The following is a 15,918-nucleotide window of genomic DNA, read 5'->3' as shown; positions in this document are numbered from 1 at the left end:
GAGGAATGAACCCAAAAGATCTAACTGTTATTGAGCATATAGAAGAATTAAGAAAACGGCTGTTCATTGTTGCCGTTTTCTTTGTTCTAGCTATGGCCGGCGCATTTTTTGTCGCAAAGCCGCTTGTTAAATACCTTCAAATGACCGGAGCCGAATATAATATCGAGCTCCATGCATTTGACGTAGTCACACCACTTGCAATTTATATACAAGTTGTTTTTATAATTGCATTTATTCTATCATCACCAGTGTTGATGTATCAATTATGGTCGTTTATTAGCCCTGGATTAAGGGAAGTAGAGCGTAAAGCTACTCTAAGCTATATTCCGTATTCATTTTTATTGTTTCTTGCAGGGTTATCTTTTTCGTACTTTTTACTATTCCCGTATGTCATTAAATTCATGATGAATTTATCGAATGATTTGGAGATACAGCAAACCATTGGTATACATGAGTATTTTGCATTCTTGTTTAAGCTTACAATACCTTTTGGTTTCCTTTTCCAATTGCCAATTGTTGTTTTATTCTTTTCACGAATTGGCATATTAAGTCCGGATTTACTCATTCGAATTCGTAAATATTCGTACTTTGGTTTATTTGTATGTGCAGCGATTATTGCACCGCCTGAGTTAGCTTCGCATTTAATGGTTTCAGTGCCACTGTTTATTTTGTATGAAATTAGTATCATGATTTCACGAATTGGCTATAAGAAATATCTTAAATCAGAAGAAATTCGATTAAAAGAAGAACAAGAAGCGGAGCAAAAGCGTCAAATTGAAGAGGCGCTTGAGCAGCAACGACGACAAATAGAAGAATTGAATCAACAGTAATAGATAAAGCTCGGTGCCCCTAAATGGGACACCGAGCTTTTGTGTTATTTTTGCAACTTACAATAGCTTTACAAAAATTTATTGCATTTTTTCTAGTTCTTGAAGAAACTTTTGCAATGGTTCCGCATAGAATTGTACAAGTGTCACAAAACCATTAAGCATGACGTGTGCAATAATAGACGTCCAAATGCGCTTTGTTTTGTGATATAAAAAGGCGAAAATTAAACCACAAATGGTATAAAGCAAGATATGTGAGAAGTCGAAGTGGATAATCGCAAAGAATATGGCGCTAACAATAGCTGCCACCCAGAAATTTGTTGTTTGGACAAGCGAGCCAAATATCACTCTGCGGAAGACGAATTCTTCTAAAATTGGCCCGAATACAACAATTGCTAATATGGCAATGGGAGCGCCTTTAGCTATCGCGACTATATCAGCAGTATTTTGTGAGCCTCCTTCAATACCGAAAACAGCCATCTCAATAGCCGCACCAATCATTTGTCCAAAGAACACTAGGAAGAAGCCGATGATTCCCCACACAATTGTAAGAGGGATTGTTTCTTTTTTTCCTTGATAAATGTTCCAAAAGGCTTTATCTCGAGATGTGAGGATTAGGCTTAAAATGAGCGCTATAGCAAAACTTAAGGCAATATACCAACCTTGAGTAATGGGAGCCGCTTGTTCAGAAGCTAAACCAGTTATCTTCATCATGAGCTTATGGAACGGTAAGAGCAACCATCTGCTCGAGATTTGCATCAAGATATAGATCAGCAAAACATACAGGGCTGTTTTTTTATGTTTCGTTACTTTTTGAGAATTAGTCACAGTCAAAATCCTTTCCATTCATATGCTTCCTTTCTATTGTAGAGGAATATGGAAAGAAAACAAAATTTTTCGAAGTTCTGACTTGCAAAAAAAAGAGTGATTGATTATCATAATAATTGTGTTAGCACTCATTGATATAGAGTGCTAATAAATATCAACAATTATTTAATTATTAGGAGGTTGTTTCACTTGTTAAGACCACTAGGAGATCGTATTGTAATTGAACTAATCGAGGTAGAAGAAAAATCTGCATTCGGTATTGTACTACCTGACTCTGCAAAAGAAAAACCACAAGAAGGTAAAGTAGTAGCAGTTGGGACAGGTCGTGTATTAGAGAACGGGCAACGTGTAGAGCTTGACGTTAAAGTTGACGACCGCATTATTTTCTCTAAATACGCTGGCACAGAAGTTAAATTTGAAGGTAATGAATACCTAATTTTACGCGAAAGCGATATTCTTGCAATTATTGAATAAGAACATTAAACGCACCTTATGTAAGGTGGATGCTTATTGTTTGCTTAACAAATGTGACAATAAGATGAAATTGATATAAATATATTGAAGAAGCTTAACGAATATTCCATTTCAGGAGGGTAAATTCTCATGGCAAAAGATATTAAATTCTCAGAAGACGCTCGTTCATTAATGTTACAAGGTGTAGATAAATTAGCAAATACAGTAAAAGTAACATTAGGACCAAAAGGACGTAATGTTGTTTTAGAAAAAAAATTCGGTTCACCACTTATTACAAATGATGGTGTGACAATTGCAAAAGAAATCGAACTAGAAAACCCATACGAAAACATGGGAGCAAAATTAGTAGCGGAAGTTGCTTCTAAGACAAACGAAATCGCTGGTGACGGTACAACTACAGCAACAGTTTTAGCACAAGCAATTATTCGTGAAGGCTTGAAAAACGTTACAGCTGGCGCAAATCCTGTAGGTATCCGCAAAGGTATTGATAAAGCAGTTGCTGCAGCACTTACGGAATTACACGCTATTTCTCGCCCAGTAAGCAATAAAGAAGAAATTGCACAAGTTGCTGCTATTTCTGCTGCTGATGATGAAGTTGGACAACTGATCGCTGAAGCAATGGAACGTGTTGGTAACGATGGTGTTATTACAATCGAAGAATCAAAAGGCTTCACAACAGAGCTAGATGTGGTAGAAGGTATGCAGTTTGATCGTGGCTATGCTTCTCATTACATGGTAACTGACACAGATAAAATGGAAGCGGTTCTTGATAACCCATACATTTTAATTACTGATAAAAAAATTACAAACATTCAAGAAGTATTACCATTATTAGAACAAGTGGTACAACAAGGTCGTCCACTTCTAATGATTGCTGAAGATGTAGAAGGTGAAGCACTTGCAACACTTGTTGTGAACAAGCTTCGTGGTACTTTCAATGCTGTAGCTGTAAAAGCACCAGGCTTCGGTGATCGTCGTAAAGCAATGCTTGAAGATATTGCTATCCTGACAGGTGGACAAGTGATTACAGAAGAATTAGGCTTAGACCTAAAATCAGCTGATATTTCTGCACTTGGTCGTGCCGCAAAAGTTGTTGTAACAAAAGACAACACAACAATCGTTGAAGGTGTAGGCGGAGCAGACGCAATCGAATCACGCATTGGTCAAATCCGTGCACAACTTGCTGAAACTACTTCAGAATTCGATAAAGAAAAATTACAAGAACGCCTTGCAAAATTAGCAGGTGGTGTAGCAGTTATCAAAGTTGGTGCTGCAACAGAAACAGAGCTTAAAGAGCGTAAACTTCGTATTGAGGATGCTTTAAACTCAACTCGTGCGGCTGTTGAAGAAGGTATTGTATCAGGTGGTGGTACGGCTCTTCTAAACGTCTATGCAGCAGTGGAGAAAGCAGCTGATTCAGTAGAAGGCGACGTAGCTACAGGTGTGAAAATTGTTCTACGTGCTTTAGAAGAACCAGTTCGTCAAATTGCTAATAACGCTGGTCTTGAAGGCTCAATTATCGTAGATCGCCTAAAACGTGAAGAAATTGGCATTGGTTTCAATGCGGCAACTGGCGAATGGGTAAACATGATGGAAGCAGGCGTAGTAGACCCAGCAAAAGTAACTCGCTCAGCTCTACAAAACGCAGCATCAGTTGCAGCGCTATTCTTAACAACAGAAGCGGTTGTAGCAGATATCCCTGAAGCAGCACCAGCTATGCCAGATATGGGTGGCATGGGCGGTATGCCAGGAATGATGTAATTAATATCTCCAAAACATTGATTTATCAAGGGTTTGAAGGTATGAAATTACGTTTGGTAGTGAAAAACTAACAAAAAACAAACATTTTTTCTAAAAAAGATTAGAATTGATGTTATGGAGGATGTTTCCGAAAGTGCTTGTCATTTTCTCGGAGGCATCCTTTTTCATTTTGTTAGTAACATGTGTATAAATTCTTAATGTTGTCTGCATGTCATCGTGTCCCACTCGCTCCATGATTGTATTCAAATCTACTCCAGCCTCAGTAAGCATACTAATATGAGTGTGGCGGAAAATATGTGGAGTGGCATCTTTTTTAATGTTTGTATGTTCTAATAATCTAGCCATTCGATTAATAATCGTTTTTTGGATATATGGATATCCGTTTACACGACAAAATACAAAATTTCCGTCATGGTACTCATTCAATTCTTCCTGACGATACCTAGAAGTCACTTTCATTTGCCGTTTACGGTGTGATTTCAATAAATCCATTATGTTTTTTTCTACTTCAATAGTTCGGATTGATCCATCCGTTTTTGGTGGAGTCAACTCATATTTCCTCATATTGTTATCTTCGTTATATAGAGTTTTTGTAATTCGAATTGTATTATTTCGAAAATCAATATCAGACCATTTCAAAGCACATAATTCACCAGATCTCATGCCAGTAAATGCTAATAAATAAAAACGTTCAATATCAAGGTCCAATCCACGAGTTGTTACTTCATTCAAAAAAGATTCTACTTCCTCACTTGTTAAATAACCTTCTTCAATTGTTGTTGTCTCAATTTCTTCAACTGTCCGGCGTTTTTTCGGCACAACGGCACCAGTAGCTGGGTTATCTTTAATCAATCTATCTTTGACTGCGTACTTAAAAATCATGCTGGCACAGACATGCACACCCGAAACTGTGTTACGTGCATATTCTTGGGATATTTTATTTAATATCTTCTGATATTTAGAGTGAGAAAGGTCTGAAATCGGCATTTTAGCTATATGTGTGTTTAATATTTTTATCTCTTTTTCTCTTATTCTAACAGTGGCGCGTTTTACGCCAGTTAATGCGTAAGTTTCAATCCATTCTGATGCGAGTTTATCAAAAGTCATATTTTGACCAACACGTTGATCTATACCATCTTTTTTCAATGAGTAGATAGCATCGTTAACTCGATTCATTGCCTCTTTTTTTGATTTGCCTCTACGTGATATTTGATTTCGCTTACCAGTTGCTGGGTCAGTTGGACCGTCAGCAACACAGACCCAACGTTTTTGACCAGATTTTAATTTTATTTCCTCGCAAAACATTTTCATTCCTCCCATATTCAGTATCGCAATAAGAATATATGTTCTATTTTAAGTTATAAAAAAAACCTCATTAAAAAGTGGTCAGGTAATAAGTATTGAATTGTTATTAACCGTATCTTCTATATTTTGTGTAGATAACCAACTCTTCCGCATCAGGCAATTGTAATCTGAAATCAATCATTTCAATCGTAACATCAAAATATTCTGCAAGGACCCAATTGGTCCAGTGTTTTTCTTGTAAAATAGCTATTCGTAAGTACTCTATAGGAATGAGAGTTTCAGTCGCCCACTTCATGGCTTTGTATTCCACTTTACCAACGCTAAGTCGTTCATGATAATTCATTCGGGAATTAGCAATATTATTTCCTACAGTTGTAAAATGATGACCTAGTTCTTCTGCTAAAATACATCTAAATAAAGGAGAATCATATCTGATTCTATTTGCAATTCCAATAATGGGGGGTAGACCTGGTTCAAAGAAATAAACAGCATCCAATGGTTTGGGGAAATCCCAATGCTCAATTACTATACCCTCACCTAAAGCAATATCACATAATTTATATGTATCAACAATTGGCATTAAACATTCCCCACTTTACTCTTTGTTTCCATATTTAGATCTTATGAATTCTTTAAAAGTTTCAAGCTCTTTGACAGCTTCTTCTGGTAGATCTTCTAAAAAATCGTCAGACCTATGTGCTGCCAGCTCTCCTTGGTTTCTAATATTTGTTCTTCCTAATAAGTAATCTATCGAGACGTTATACAAATCTGCTAAGTTAGACAACATTGATGGATCAGGTGACCTTGTTCCATTTTCATATCCTGACAAAGTATTACTTTTAATACCTAATTTATCAGCAACAAATTTCTGGAGATAACCACGCTCTTCTCTTAGTGATCTTAAGCGCCTAGCTAAAATATCTTCACCCATGAAAAACAACCTTTCTATAGTAATCTTTTTTTAAATAATATCGCAATTCTCGATTATATATATAAATATTCGCAAAATGTGATAAAAAAGTTTGACAATCTCGTTTTGCGATGTTAAAGTGTAATTAATCGAATCGCAATTCGCGAAAAGAAAGGTGGTGCTAATCATGAAGGAAAAACTGATTGTGCAAAATAATCTTAAACAGTTGCGTAAAACAAGAGGTATCCAACAAAAATTTGTAGCAGAATCTATCGGTATTTCAGCAAACTATTATTGTCAAATCGAAAACGGACGTCGTGTTTTGCCAACTAAATATCTCCCAAAAATAAAAGAGCTTTTCGGTGTGACGTTAGATGAAATTTTTTTTGATAACAAAATCGCAAATCGCGATTCTAATAAAATTGCTTAGATATTTGTCCCCGCATCACCAACAAAACTGTATATAAGATGAAAGGAAGTGGAGAAGTGGAACATAAATCAATTCAACAACCATCAAATAAAGAGATACCTCGCCAACAGTTGGAACCGGTGGCAGAGGTTTCTGGAAATAATGTTGTGATACATGGTTTAAAAGATTGGGCTATGAAATGTCGCCAATCGTTAGTCCTTGAATTGCGTCAGAAAACAGAATCATTGTCGGAAGGTTTGTAATAGTACCTTCGTAATTCCTGATTTGAACATCTTCTAAAATGAAACTTGTATTTTCTTTTAGAAGGTTAAGGTTATCGTTTTCTTTCATAAATTCGTCTCTTGTTTTTAGAGCTGATTGGAAAAGGAATCTCATATTATCTTCTTCATTAGTTGGTTCTTCAATATTTTTAGTTCCAATTACGGAACGTGCAATAACAAAGCCGAACGAAGTAACGAAGATAATTTTATTGTCTCCTTCTCCTTTTTCATTGATGCTTTTTGCCAATGAATAAATAGGGAGCGTTGTTAAGGCTTTGAAATCATTCTTTTTTAAAAAATCAATAGTCATAATATTCACCTCCAATCTACCAATAGTTTAACAGATTGGAAAATTTAAAAACACAGGAGGTTCTAATATGAATCTAGTAATCATTCAAAATAGACAAGCAGTAACTACATCTTTACAGGTTGCTGAATCATTCGAAAAGCGTCACGATCATGTATTACGTGATATTGAAACGATTTTAGGGGGTTTCCCCAATTCTGGGGAAGCCCCAATGTTTTACGAATCTGCTTATCAACATCCGCAAAATAAACAGCAATACCGTATGTTTTATATGAATCGAGATGGTTTTACTTTATTAGCAATGGGCTTCACAGGAAGCAAAGCGCTAGACTTCAAATTGAAATACATCCAAGCATTCAATGAAATGGAACGTCAATTAACGCAACCCACAACTGCCGAATTAATCGCCATGATGGCACAACAGGGTGTTGAACAAGAACGTCGTTTGAATGCAGTGGAAGAAAAACAACTGCAATTAGAAAATAAACAAGATAACATTGCTGAAATTGTAGCTCTTAATCCAACTGAATGGAGAAAGAAAACAACAACGATCCTCAATAAAATCGCTCTCGCTCGTGGTGGTTTTGAAGAATATAGAAAAGTTCGAAATGAAAGCTACCAAGTTTTAGATGAACGAGCACGATGCAAATTGGATATTCGTTTAACTAATCGTAAGAAAGAAATGGCACTTAATGGAGCAACTAAAGCGAAAATCGATAAAATTTCAAAACTTGATGTGATTGCTGATGATGCAAGGTTAACTGAAATTTACTTAGCAATAGTAAAAGAGATGGCTATTAAGCATCAAATCAAAGTAGAAGGGTTGGGTGCTTAATGACTATTAAAGAGCGAGTTCAAAATATAGAATCTGCTGAGTTTGATTTATTTGAACAAAAATTATCACTTGTTATTGAAAAAGCATATTTGCGCGGAGTAGCTGATGGACAAACAAAATTCGCAATAAAGCCTCTATTAACAAGAAAAGAGTTCATGGAATTAGTAGATATCGGTGAAACAAAATGTGCTGAATTATTCAATCGTAGAGATTTCCCGGTTACCAGAGAATTCGGTCACCCAAGAGTCCCTAGAGATTTATTATTTGAATGGATACATGCAAATACCGATTGGGTGCGGGCAAATGCACCCAAGGCAATGCAACTGATTAAAGCAATTTAATAGGAGAGGCCAGGGCAAATGGCCTCAAGATAAATCAAACTACCAATCTAGTAGAAATCATAAGAGGTTGGGGCAAACAACCTCTTATCACTATTCACTATATTAAGTTAACTTGGAAGAAATTAGTATTCCACAATGGAATATATTCTAAATTGGAATAAAGGGGCAAATGAATATGGTTGCAGATTTCGCGAAAGTCGGAAAGATGTTAAAGAAATTCCGCATTGACGCAAACATTACTCAGGAAGAAATGGCGGATCAATTAAATAGTACACAATCAGCTGTCAGCAAATTAGAAAGTGGTAGAAAGACAATAGATATTTTCACTTTTGCTAAATGGTTAAAAATTACTGAATCAGAGTTTGCTGGAACAGCAATGATGTTCGGAATGGAAATAGCAAACGCTCTTACACATATATCACAAACGGTTCCAACGATAGTAGGAGGGTTTATAAGTTGGATGCATTAAAAAAACTAAATCATCAGATTAATAGAGAAGTAGCACTTATCGAAGATTTGGCAATCGAAATCGTAATGCTAGCAAAAAAAAGCGAAACAGACATAGCACATCTACGAAAACAGCACCTACATAATTCATTGAATCAACTAGAGATACTCCATAGACAAAAAGGGTTATGGTCTGCTGTAGAAACTTTGAACAGTGATGGGAAATTACAAAAGGCGGTGGATGAAATTGCGCATCAAGCCTAGAGCGTGGCGACATATGACGTTAAAACAGAGGTTAATTTATGTACATTTCTTTTGCAACAAGAGGGTGTTAGTGAGGCTAAATGGATACAAAAAAGCTGCTTAACCATTTGCGAGGGATTAAGCAGCGACAACTTATACAAATCTATTATATCACACTATCAGACGTTTGCGAGTGTTATCTCGCTTCCGTCAAGCAGCTTACAGCACCGTCTCCCTACGGTTATGCTTTGCCACTGTGAGTTGCTTGATGGGAAACGAACCCATACATAACAAAGGAGGGTTTAACAATGGAATTATTCGAACTTTACATGCAAGAAACAGGTGCGGTTGAGGTGGAAATGTTTAGTTTCCAAGAGTGGTTAATTGAGCGTGAACTATCTCAATTATCCCTGTAATAGCTATCCATCGGGCTAACAACTCGATGGGACTAGCAATCTATTTATAAAACCTAGCACAGTACGCCATGACCATTTGCGAGCGACAGCCAACGGCTCCAGTTGCGATGACAGTTTTGTAAGTAGATTGGTGGTTAACCATCAAAAAAATTGAAAGGATTGATCTATATGAAATTAGTTAATGCAATATCTAAGATTGCTGAATTGCCACGGATTTTAGAACGACATGGTATAGAGCTAGAAAATGTTCTTAATGTTGAGTACAACGCTAATGTTATGGAGCATATCAACGTTCAAGTTCTATTACATGACAAGGAAACCATTCAAAAACTAGGTGTCTGTGATAACGAAAGTACGATTGGCCATGATGATACTCGCTGGACACAATTCAGAATTGTTAAAGATGGTATTTCATTTGTTTGTTGGGAGCGTCAAGGTGAGGCGATAGCATGAGTGCTTTATTAGAAGTGGAAAATCCAATGGTACTTGGTCGTATTGAGTATCCATCGCCACCTTATGAGCCTGTTGTAACCTTTGAAATGCACGATGACTTTGGTAGTTTCATAGCTTGTGGTGATGTGTATTTCGAGATAGGCGACGCGTTCATTCACATCGACAATATCAGTGATTATTTAGCTGCTGGATATCGGGATGATTCAACTTACAACATGAGTGATTCGGAGGTTATTGCTTATGTGGAGGAGCATTATGGTTTTGCTCATACAAAAAAATAAACCACTTGGCAGAGTGGCTTAAAAAACATTTATTAATCAGATTTTAGCATAGGAGGGCAAGGGAATGGAAGCAGTTTCTACTTTAGAAATGGATCGCATTGAATGGCTACAACTCCGCAAGAGTGGTATTGGCGGTTCTGATGCGTCAGCAATCTTAGGTTTCAACAGTTATAAGTCAGCGTTCCAACTATACATCGAAAAGACTTCTGATTTCGTTGAGGAAATCGATAACGAGTTCGTTTATTGGGGGAATAAACACGAAAATACGGTCGCAGAGGAATTTACAGTTCGTACTGGCAAAAAGGTTAGGCGTTTGAACCGTATGTTACGCCACCCTGATTATCCATTTATGACTGCTAACCTCGATCGAGTAGTAGTTGGCGAAAAAGCAATTCTAGAATGTAAAACAACGTCTGCCTACAACGAACGTGCGTGGGAGGGGGAAAATATTCCTGCTGCGTATATTTGCCAGTTACAACACTATATGGCGGTGACTGGTTATGAGAAGGCATATATAGCTGTTTTGATTGGTGGGAATCGTTATGTGTGGAAAGAAGTTGCTCGTGATGATGAATTTATTGAGCTCATGATCCAACGTGAAAAAGAATTTTGGGAGAATCACATTCTTACTAATGTACCACCGGCGATTGACGGCAGTTCGTCAGCTAGTGAGTTCTTAATGAAGATGTACCCTCAAGATGATGGTTCAGCCATTATGTTGGACGAGCAATCAAACACATTGATCGAAGCTATTGAATCTTTAAAAGCCGAAGAAAAGCAACTCGAACTACAGCGTAAAGAGTATGAGAACCAACTCAAAATGACGCTTGGTGAGGCAGTCGAAGGGCACTCTAATCGTTTTAAAGTTTCATATAAAACCATCTTTTCCAATCGATTTGATAGTAAAAGGTTGAAAGATGAGAATCCAGACTTATACAAAAAGTATTGCAAAGAATCACCATCAAGACGCTTAACAATTAAGGAGGCTAATTAATATGGCAAAGTTTAATATCGAAGTTGAATTAGATTGGTTAAATGAAGAAATGGGTTTAGATGAAGAAATTCAAAAACAAGTTATTTCAGGTTTACAAAATCGCTTAGTTGCAAACTTAGAACAAAAATTTGAACAGAAGATTTCTTCTATTATCACAGAAAAAGCTGAGTCGATTGCTGATGAATTTATCGCAAAAATAATGACGGACAACATCGCAAATATCCAGATGCCAATTAAAACAAGTTCTTGGGGTTCGGAAGTTAATTATTTACCTCTTTCCGAATTTGTTGGTAAACAATTCGAAAATGCTATGACAGAAAAGACACTAAATGAACGTGGTGGCAAAGCAGAATACCGTGATGATAAAAAATATTCCATTGTCGAGTATTTAACAAAAGGTTACATCGCCAAGGAACTTAATTCAAAAGTTAGCGATATGATTCGTGATGCTAAAGAAAAAGCTGAACAATCATTAATCAAAAATTTAGAGGAAAATTTACAGCAACAATTACATGCAGATATGGTGAAACGTTTAAATATTCCACAGTTACTACAAAATCTTCAAAATACAATTGATTGCGAGGTTGAATAAATGGCAACTACAACTGACTTAAAAGCTCAAATGCAACAAACACCATCTACTCAAGCAAAACCTAAAACAATTGATGATTACCTAAAACAAATGGCTCCAGCAATGGCCCAAGCTTTACCAAAACACATGGACGTAGACCGTTTAATGCGACTAGCAATGACTACAATTCGTACAACTCCAGCACTTAAAGATGCAGATGTTTCTAGTTTACTAGGTGCTGTAATGCAAGCTGCTCAACTAGGATTAGAGCCAGGTTTAATGGGCCACTGCTACTTACTACCTTTCAAAAACAAAAATAAAGGCATTACAGAGGTTCAATTCATCATTGGCTACAAAGGGATGATTGATCTCGCTAGACGAAGTGGTCATATCCAATCGATTTACGCTCATGCCGTGTACGAAAAGGACGAGTTTGAGTATGAGCTAGGGTTAGACCCTAAGTTAAAGCACAAGCCTTGTATGGACGTAGATAAGGGCAATTTTGTAGGTGCCTATGCGGTCGCTCATTTTAAGGATGGGGGTTATCAATTTGAGTTCATGTCAAAAGCCGAAATTGAGAAGCGCAAAGGTCGTTCGAAGGCTGCTAATTCATCGTATTCACCGTGGGCTACAGACTACGAGGAAATGGCGAAAAAGACCGTTGTACGGCACATGTGGAAGTACTTGCCGATTAGTGTGGAGATGCAACAGCAAGTAGCTTATGACGAAGGTACAGCGCCAAAACGTGAAATGAAAGACATCACACCTGAAACAGAATTTTTCGTTGATGCACCTGAAATTGAAGTGGAAGTAGTGAATGAATAACGTACCACACAAAGTCCTTCTGCCTGCTTGGATATTCCAACAGGCAAAGGATAACGATGAAATCAGACGCTTGGTGCTTGAATATATGAAACGCTATCCAAACTATAGGGTGCTCAAGGTTAGTGGTAGTTTAGCAATCTGTGAGAGACGTGACGGGCTGTTATAGGAGGTAGCAATGATTAAAATTAGACTGGCTGTTTTATTGGCTGAACGCGGCTTAAAAATACGAGACATTCATAGTAGGACAGGCATTCCGATGGCAACACTAAGAAACCTGTATTATGGGCGTTCAAACAGTGTGAAAATAAAAGATTTAGAGGCAATTTGTAAGGTGCTGAATTGTTGTGTGGGAGATATTTTAGATTACCAGGCAAGATGATTTTTATACCTTGGGAGGAATGAAGATGAAACTAGATGGAAAATGGATTATTACGTTTGATGAAGAAAAATGGGATGCTAACAATTTTGGTGAGTTTGATTCGAAAGAGGAAGCAGTTGCCTTCATCGATGAAACTGGGGCAATTCAATTATTTGATATTTGGTTAGATGAAACTGGAGATGAACCAGATCCTGAACAAACTGGTGTAACTATTTATGTAGGGCGAATGCAAGGATTTGTACCGTCAGTAAATGTCGATAGTGTACTAGATGACATAGCTGAAAACGCATCTTGGGTGGGCGGTGACTATGCTGATGATTATTTACACCATGTTCCAAAAGAAGCTCAAGAAGAATTAGAGAAAAAACTCAATTCTGCATTAGCTGAGTGGATTGAAAAGCATCAATATCACCCTACGTTTTATTCAATCGAAAACATTGAAACTATAGAGAAGTCCTTTGAAACCGTTGTTTAATCACAAGAATTGTGGATTTTGTGAATAAGTCTGTGATTAAAAATTTGAATATTGAAAATATGGAGGGCGAACATGAACAAAGCTTCTAAATTAAAGCTTGAACAAATTCGGAAAGTAATAATGAACGAAATCATTGCTCGAAGAACTAATCAACAATTAGATACAAATACAACTTTTAAATTTATTCAAGAAATCAATAATGCGACTTATAAAGAGCTTCAAACTCTAGCAGTAGAATCAGTAATTCACAATAAAAAGGTTAGTGATTTATTTATCGATGGCACACCACTGCCATTTTAGGAGAGGTGAGGGCAAATGGGCATCATCCGAGTAGCTAAGAATAGCAACTATGTAGTGATGAATCGAACGGCATTGAACGATAATCGGCTATCTTGGAAAGCTAAAGGCATAATGGCATACATGCTTTCAATGCCAGATGATTGGGTGTTTTATATGGACGAGCTAATGACTCACTCAACAGATGGCAAGGCATCGTTCAGAGCTGGTTTCAATGAGTTAAAACAATGCGGCTACATCGAGCGAAAACCTATTCGTGAAGGGCAAAGAATTAAAGAATGGGAAACGGTCGTTCATGAAGTACCTATAAATTCTCTACTTACCGATTTTCAAGAAGTAGAAAAGCAAGAAGTAGAAAAGCAAGAAGTAGGTTTTCAAGAAGTAGAAAATCGAACACTACTAAGTACTGATAATAACCAAGTATTGAATAAACCAAATACTGATAATAACCAAGTACTGACAGAGAGAGAAGAGCGTCAGTCGGTCAATCCGTTCTTGGAGATTTTAAATAGTTTTGATTCAACAATCAGAGTCAGTAACTTTACGGATCATCGAAAGATGGACAAGGTTCTCGAATTGTACCCTGACCACTTACTTATTATCGAGGCTATTAAACTAACTGCTGATTTAGGTAAATCAAGTGTCGAATACATCGAAGGGATATTACGTAACTGGTCCTTAGAAAAAGGAGTTAACTCATACGCAGATTGGCAGGTGAAGATTGATGGAAAGAATGGGCGACCGAATGGCAGCAGTAATGGAGGAGCTAAGAGCACGAAGCCAATTGTATTCGGAGACTACAGTAGTTGAGGAACCCGATTATAACTGTCACAAGTGTAAGGATGAAGGCGGTTATATGGTTCGTAAGAAAGCTGGAGAAACGACGCTAGTGCGTGATAATGATCAGTTGGTAGAAAGAATCTTGAAGTTTGATTCGGACGAATGGCAGCAATGTGAGTGCGCTAAAATTCGTCAACTCAATCGCTTAATCAAATCTAGTGCCATTACAGAAGAATTTCAGAAAATGAGTTTTAAAAACTTCTCAACCGACGGTGTGCATCCGAAAGTCACTGAAATGAAAAGTAAGGCCAATCAATACTATGCAGCATTTGACCAGATTAAAGGCTATAGACAAAACAGCATCATGTTAATTGGACAACCTGGTTGCGGCAAAACGCATTTGTTAACGGCCATCTCTAATTATCTAATTCATACAAGGCAAGTGCCGGTTCTCTACTTCCCTTACAAGGACGGAATGAACAATCTGGCTGCTAACAACTTTGAACGTAAGAACGAAATCATGGACCGCATGAAGGAAATTGATGTCTTGTTTATCGATGATCTATTCAAACCGATTGGTGGAAAGGTTGACGTTAAACCATGGCAGGCTGAATCCATCTTTGAAGTGGTCAATTATCGCTACCTAAATAACAAACCGTTACTTGTATCCAGTGAGTTATCACTTGATGACATGCTTTACATCGACGAGGCGTTAACAAGCAGGCTGTTTGAAATGGCTCAGGACTTCACAGTTACGATTCCAAAGGACATGAAAGTGAATTACCGATTACGGAAGGTATTTGAAAATAAGTGAGGGGCAACAGCCCCTTGATGGAGGGTGAAGGGATGAATTGTCGTCATCAACTTAGTGAGATGTACGAAGCTTATCGAGAGGTAGAAATAAATCATCTCATATCAGAACTTGAAGATTTCAATAAACAAAATTACAAAGGCGCTGCGATTGATGTTGCTTTAGAAACTAGGAACCGTGAGGCTTTTAACAAATTAGTGGGGAGTGAATGAGGGATGGATGAAAAACAGTTGGATGCCATTAAAGAACGATTTGAAGAAACTACTGAAGGACCATGGTATGCAATTGCTGGTCGCATATACAACGGACAAGTACAGATACCATGGACTTGTGAAGATGCAGAATTTATAGCTCAGACTCATAAAGATGTGCCAGCTCTTGTTGCCGAGGTCGAGAGGTTACAAACAGAATTAAAAAAGACCGAAAAATGCTATGAAATCATTAAAAAAGCCGCATTTAAAGCAACTGATAAAATGAGTGTTTTTAAAAATGCACTAGAAAAAGTCATGGAAGTTGAAGCACCTATCATGGAAGGTTGGGAAACGCCTGCTTATAAAGTAGCACGTCAAGCATTGGATGGTGATTCAGATGGCAAACGGAAACAAAATCCTCACACGTAGTAATAGCAAAGTCATGATTCGGGATGGTGAGCTAACACGTATCTTGAA

The 15,918-nt window shown here is 37.3% G+C and carries 25 protein-coding genes; 20 read left to right on the top strand and 5 right to left on the bottom strand.

Translation table 11 applies throughout. The features are described from left to right. Positions 1 to 5 precede the first annotated feature (5 nt). Entirely contained in the window at positions 6 to 830 is an 825-nt protein-coding gene (tatC, locus tag MHB65_RS22410; protein WP_342441792.1) for a twin-arginine translocase subunit TatC, read from the top strand. 78 nt (positions 831 to 908) lie between these two features. Here tatC and MHB65_RS22405 read toward each other — a convergent pair whose 3' ends face one another. Continuing rightward, complete coding sequence (locus tag MHB65_RS22405; RefSeq protein ID WP_205445853.1) at positions 909 to 1,673, bottom strand: type II CAAX endopeptidase family protein; 765 nt, start codon at positions 1,671 to 1,673, stop codon at positions 909 to 911. Positions 1,674 to 1,844: 171 nt separating this feature from the next. Here MHB65_RS22405 and groES point away from each other — a divergent pair, with 171 nt between their 5' ends. Together groES and groL are read left to right on the top strand one after the other, a co-directional pair. Beyond that, complete coding sequence (gene groES / locus MHB65_RS22400; RefSeq protein WP_004224358.1) at positions 1,845 to 2,129, top strand: co-chaperone GroES; 285 nt, start codon at positions 1,845 to 1,847, stop codon at positions 2,127 to 2,129. A 129-nt stretch (positions 2,130 to 2,258) separates the two neighbouring features. Further along, positions 2,259 to 3,890 (top strand): chaperonin GroEL, encoded by a 1,632-nt coding sequence (groL, locus tag MHB65_RS22395; protein WP_205445851.1) that lies wholly within the window; start codon positions 2,259 to 2,261, stop codon positions 3,888 to 3,890. A 90-nt stretch (positions 3,891 to 3,980) separates the two neighbouring features. On the opposite strand, the gene MHB65_RS22390 is transcribed toward groL, so the two are convergent. The 3 genes from MHB65_RS22390 to MHB65_RS22380 form a co-directional block, all read right to left on the bottom strand. Continuing rightward, the gene (locus MHB65_RS22390) at positions 3,981 to 5,195 is read right to left on the bottom strand and encodes a tyrosine-type recombinase/integrase (RefSeq protein WP_342441791.1); all 1,215 of its coding nucleotides are present in this window, start codon (positions 5,193 to 5,195) and stop codon (positions 3,981 to 3,983) included. A gap of 106 nt (positions 5,196 to 5,301) precedes the next feature. After that, a complete protein-coding gene (locus MHB65_RS22385) occupies positions 5,302 to 5,775 on the bottom strand; it encodes an ImmA/IrrE family metallo-endopeptidase (RefSeq protein ID WP_342441790.1) in 474 nt (157 codons plus the stop codon). A 15-nt stretch (positions 5,776 to 5,790) separates the two neighbouring features. Then, positions 5,791 to 6,126 (bottom strand): helix-turn-helix transcriptional regulator, encoded by a 336-nt coding sequence (locus tag MHB65_RS22380; RefSeq protein ID WP_342441789.1) that lies wholly within the window; start codon positions 6,124 to 6,126, stop codon positions 5,791 to 5,793. Between the two features lie 166 nt (positions 6,127 to 6,292). Here MHB65_RS22380 and MHB65_RS22375 point away from each other — a divergent pair, with 166 nt between their 5' ends. Further along, entirely contained in the window at positions 6,293 to 6,535 is a 243-nt protein-coding gene (locus MHB65_RS22375) for a helix-turn-helix transcriptional regulator (protein ID WP_342441788.1), read from the top strand. A gap of 171 nt (positions 6,536 to 6,706) precedes the next feature. On the opposite strand, the gene MHB65_RS22370 is transcribed toward MHB65_RS22375, so the two are convergent. Continuing rightward, positions 6,707 to 7,105 (bottom strand): hypothetical protein, encoded by a 399-nt coding sequence (locus MHB65_RS22370; protein ID WP_342441787.1) that lies wholly within the window; start codon positions 7,103 to 7,105, stop codon positions 6,707 to 6,709. A 67-nt stretch (positions 7,106 to 7,172) separates the two neighbouring features. On the opposite strand from MHB65_RS22370, the gene MHB65_RS22365 reads away from it, so the two are divergent. The 16 genes from MHB65_RS22365 to MHB65_RS22290 all read left to right on the top strand — a co-directional run bounded on the left by MHB65_RS22365 (position 7,173) and on the right by MHB65_RS22290 (position 15,870). Further along, complete coding sequence (locus MHB65_RS22365; protein ID WP_342441786.1) at positions 7,173 to 7,937, top strand: Rha family transcriptional regulator; 765 nt, start codon at positions 7,173 to 7,175, stop codon at positions 7,935 to 7,937. After that, entirely contained in the window at positions 7,937 to 8,278 is a 342-nt protein-coding gene (locus MHB65_RS22360; protein ID WP_342441785.1) for a DNA-binding protein, read from the top strand. Before MHB65_RS22365 ends, MHB65_RS22360 begins: the two co-directional genes overlap by 1 nt. Before the next feature lie 175 nt (positions 8,279 to 8,453). Beyond that, on the top strand, positions 8,454 to 8,747 hold the full coding sequence (locus tag MHB65_RS22355; RefSeq protein ID WP_342441784.1) for a helix-turn-helix transcriptional regulator: 294 nt from the start codon (positions 8,454 to 8,456) through the stop codon (positions 8,745 to 8,747). Beyond that, the gene (locus MHB65_RS22350; protein WP_342441783.1) at positions 8,735 to 8,989 is read left to right on the top strand and encodes a hypothetical protein; all 255 of its coding nucleotides are present in this window, start codon (positions 8,735 to 8,737) and stop codon (positions 8,987 to 8,989) included. Before MHB65_RS22355 ends, MHB65_RS22350 begins: the two co-directional genes overlap by 13 nt. 563 nt (positions 8,990 to 9,552) lie before the next feature. After that, positions 9,553 to 9,837 carry a hypothetical protein gene (locus tag MHB65_RS22345; RefSeq protein WP_342441782.1) on the top strand — a complete coding sequence of 95 codons (285 nt, stop codon included), beginning with the start codon at positions 9,553 to 9,555 and terminating at the stop codon, positions 9,835 to 9,837. Continuing rightward, positions 9,834 to 10,118 (top strand): hypothetical protein, encoded by a 285-nt coding sequence (locus MHB65_RS22340; RefSeq protein WP_342441781.1) that lies wholly within the window; start codon positions 9,834 to 9,836, stop codon positions 10,116 to 10,118. Before MHB65_RS22345 ends, MHB65_RS22340 begins: the two co-directional genes overlap by 4 nt. A gap of 64 nt (positions 10,119 to 10,182) precedes the next feature. After that, on the top strand, positions 10,183 to 11,112 hold the full coding sequence (locus tag MHB65_RS22335; RefSeq protein ID WP_342441279.1) for a lambda-exonuclease family protein: 930 nt from the start codon (positions 10,183 to 10,185) through the stop codon (positions 11,110 to 11,112). A 1-nt stretch (position 11,113) separates the two neighbouring features. Continuing rightward, entirely contained in the window at positions 11,114 to 11,704 is a 591-nt protein-coding gene (locus tag MHB65_RS22330; RefSeq protein WP_342441278.1) for a hypothetical protein, read from the top strand. Continuing rightward, complete coding sequence (recT, locus tag MHB65_RS22325) at positions 11,705 to 12,508, top strand: recombination protein RecT (protein ID WP_342441277.1); 804 nt, start codon at positions 11,705 to 11,707, stop codon at positions 12,506 to 12,508. Positions 12,509 to 12,683: 175 nt separating this feature from the next. Next, on the top strand, positions 12,684 to 12,887 hold the full coding sequence (locus MHB65_RS22320; RefSeq protein WP_342441276.1) for a helix-turn-helix transcriptional regulator: 204 nt from the start codon (positions 12,684 to 12,686) through the stop codon (positions 12,885 to 12,887). Positions 12,888 to 12,912: 25 nt separating this feature from the next. Then, entirely contained in the window at positions 12,913 to 13,362 is a 450-nt protein-coding gene (locus MHB65_RS22315; protein ID WP_342441275.1) for a hypothetical protein, read from the top strand. A gap of 72 nt (positions 13,363 to 13,434) precedes the next feature. Next, positions 13,435 to 13,662, top strand: coding sequence for a hypothetical protein (locus MHB65_RS22310; protein WP_342441274.1), 228 nt, complete (start codon positions 13,435 to 13,437; stop codon positions 13,660 to 13,662). Positions 13,663 to 13,677: 15 nt separating this feature from the next. Next, positions 13,678 to 14,469 carry a DnaD domain protein gene (locus tag MHB65_RS22305; protein ID WP_342441780.1) on the top strand — a complete coding sequence of 264 codons (792 nt, stop codon included), beginning with the start codon at positions 13,678 to 13,680 and terminating at the stop codon, positions 14,467 to 14,469. Continuing rightward, positions 14,384 to 15,253, top strand: a complete 870-nt coding sequence (locus tag MHB65_RS22300) for a DnaA/Hda family protein (RefSeq protein ID WP_342441779.1) — start codon at positions 14,384 to 14,386, stop codon at positions 15,251 to 15,253. The genes MHB65_RS22305 and MHB65_RS22300 overlap by 86 nt, the downstream gene beginning before the upstream one ends. Positions 15,254 to 15,285: 32 nt before the next feature. Beyond that, positions 15,286 to 15,462 carry a hypothetical protein gene (locus tag MHB65_RS22295; RefSeq protein WP_342441778.1) on the top strand — a complete coding sequence of 59 codons (177 nt, stop codon included), beginning with the start codon at positions 15,286 to 15,288 and terminating at the stop codon, positions 15,460 to 15,462. A 3-nt stretch (positions 15,463 to 15,465) separates the two neighbouring features. Beyond that, a complete protein-coding gene (locus tag MHB65_RS22290) occupies positions 15,466 to 15,870 on the top strand; it encodes a hypothetical protein (RefSeq protein ID WP_342441777.1) in 405 nt (134 codons plus the stop codon). The last annotated feature ends 48 nt before the right edge of the window (positions 15,871 to 15,918 follow it).

Source organism: Lysinibacillus sp. FSL K6-0075 (assembly GCF_038592945.1).
Taxonomy (GTDB): domain Bacteria; phylum Bacillota; class Bacilli; order Bacillales_A; family Planococcaceae; genus Lysinibacillus; species Lysinibacillus fusiformis_F.
The sequence above is the reverse complement of the archived record's forward strand: the minus strand, read 5'-3'. Positions and strand labels throughout refer to the sequence as shown.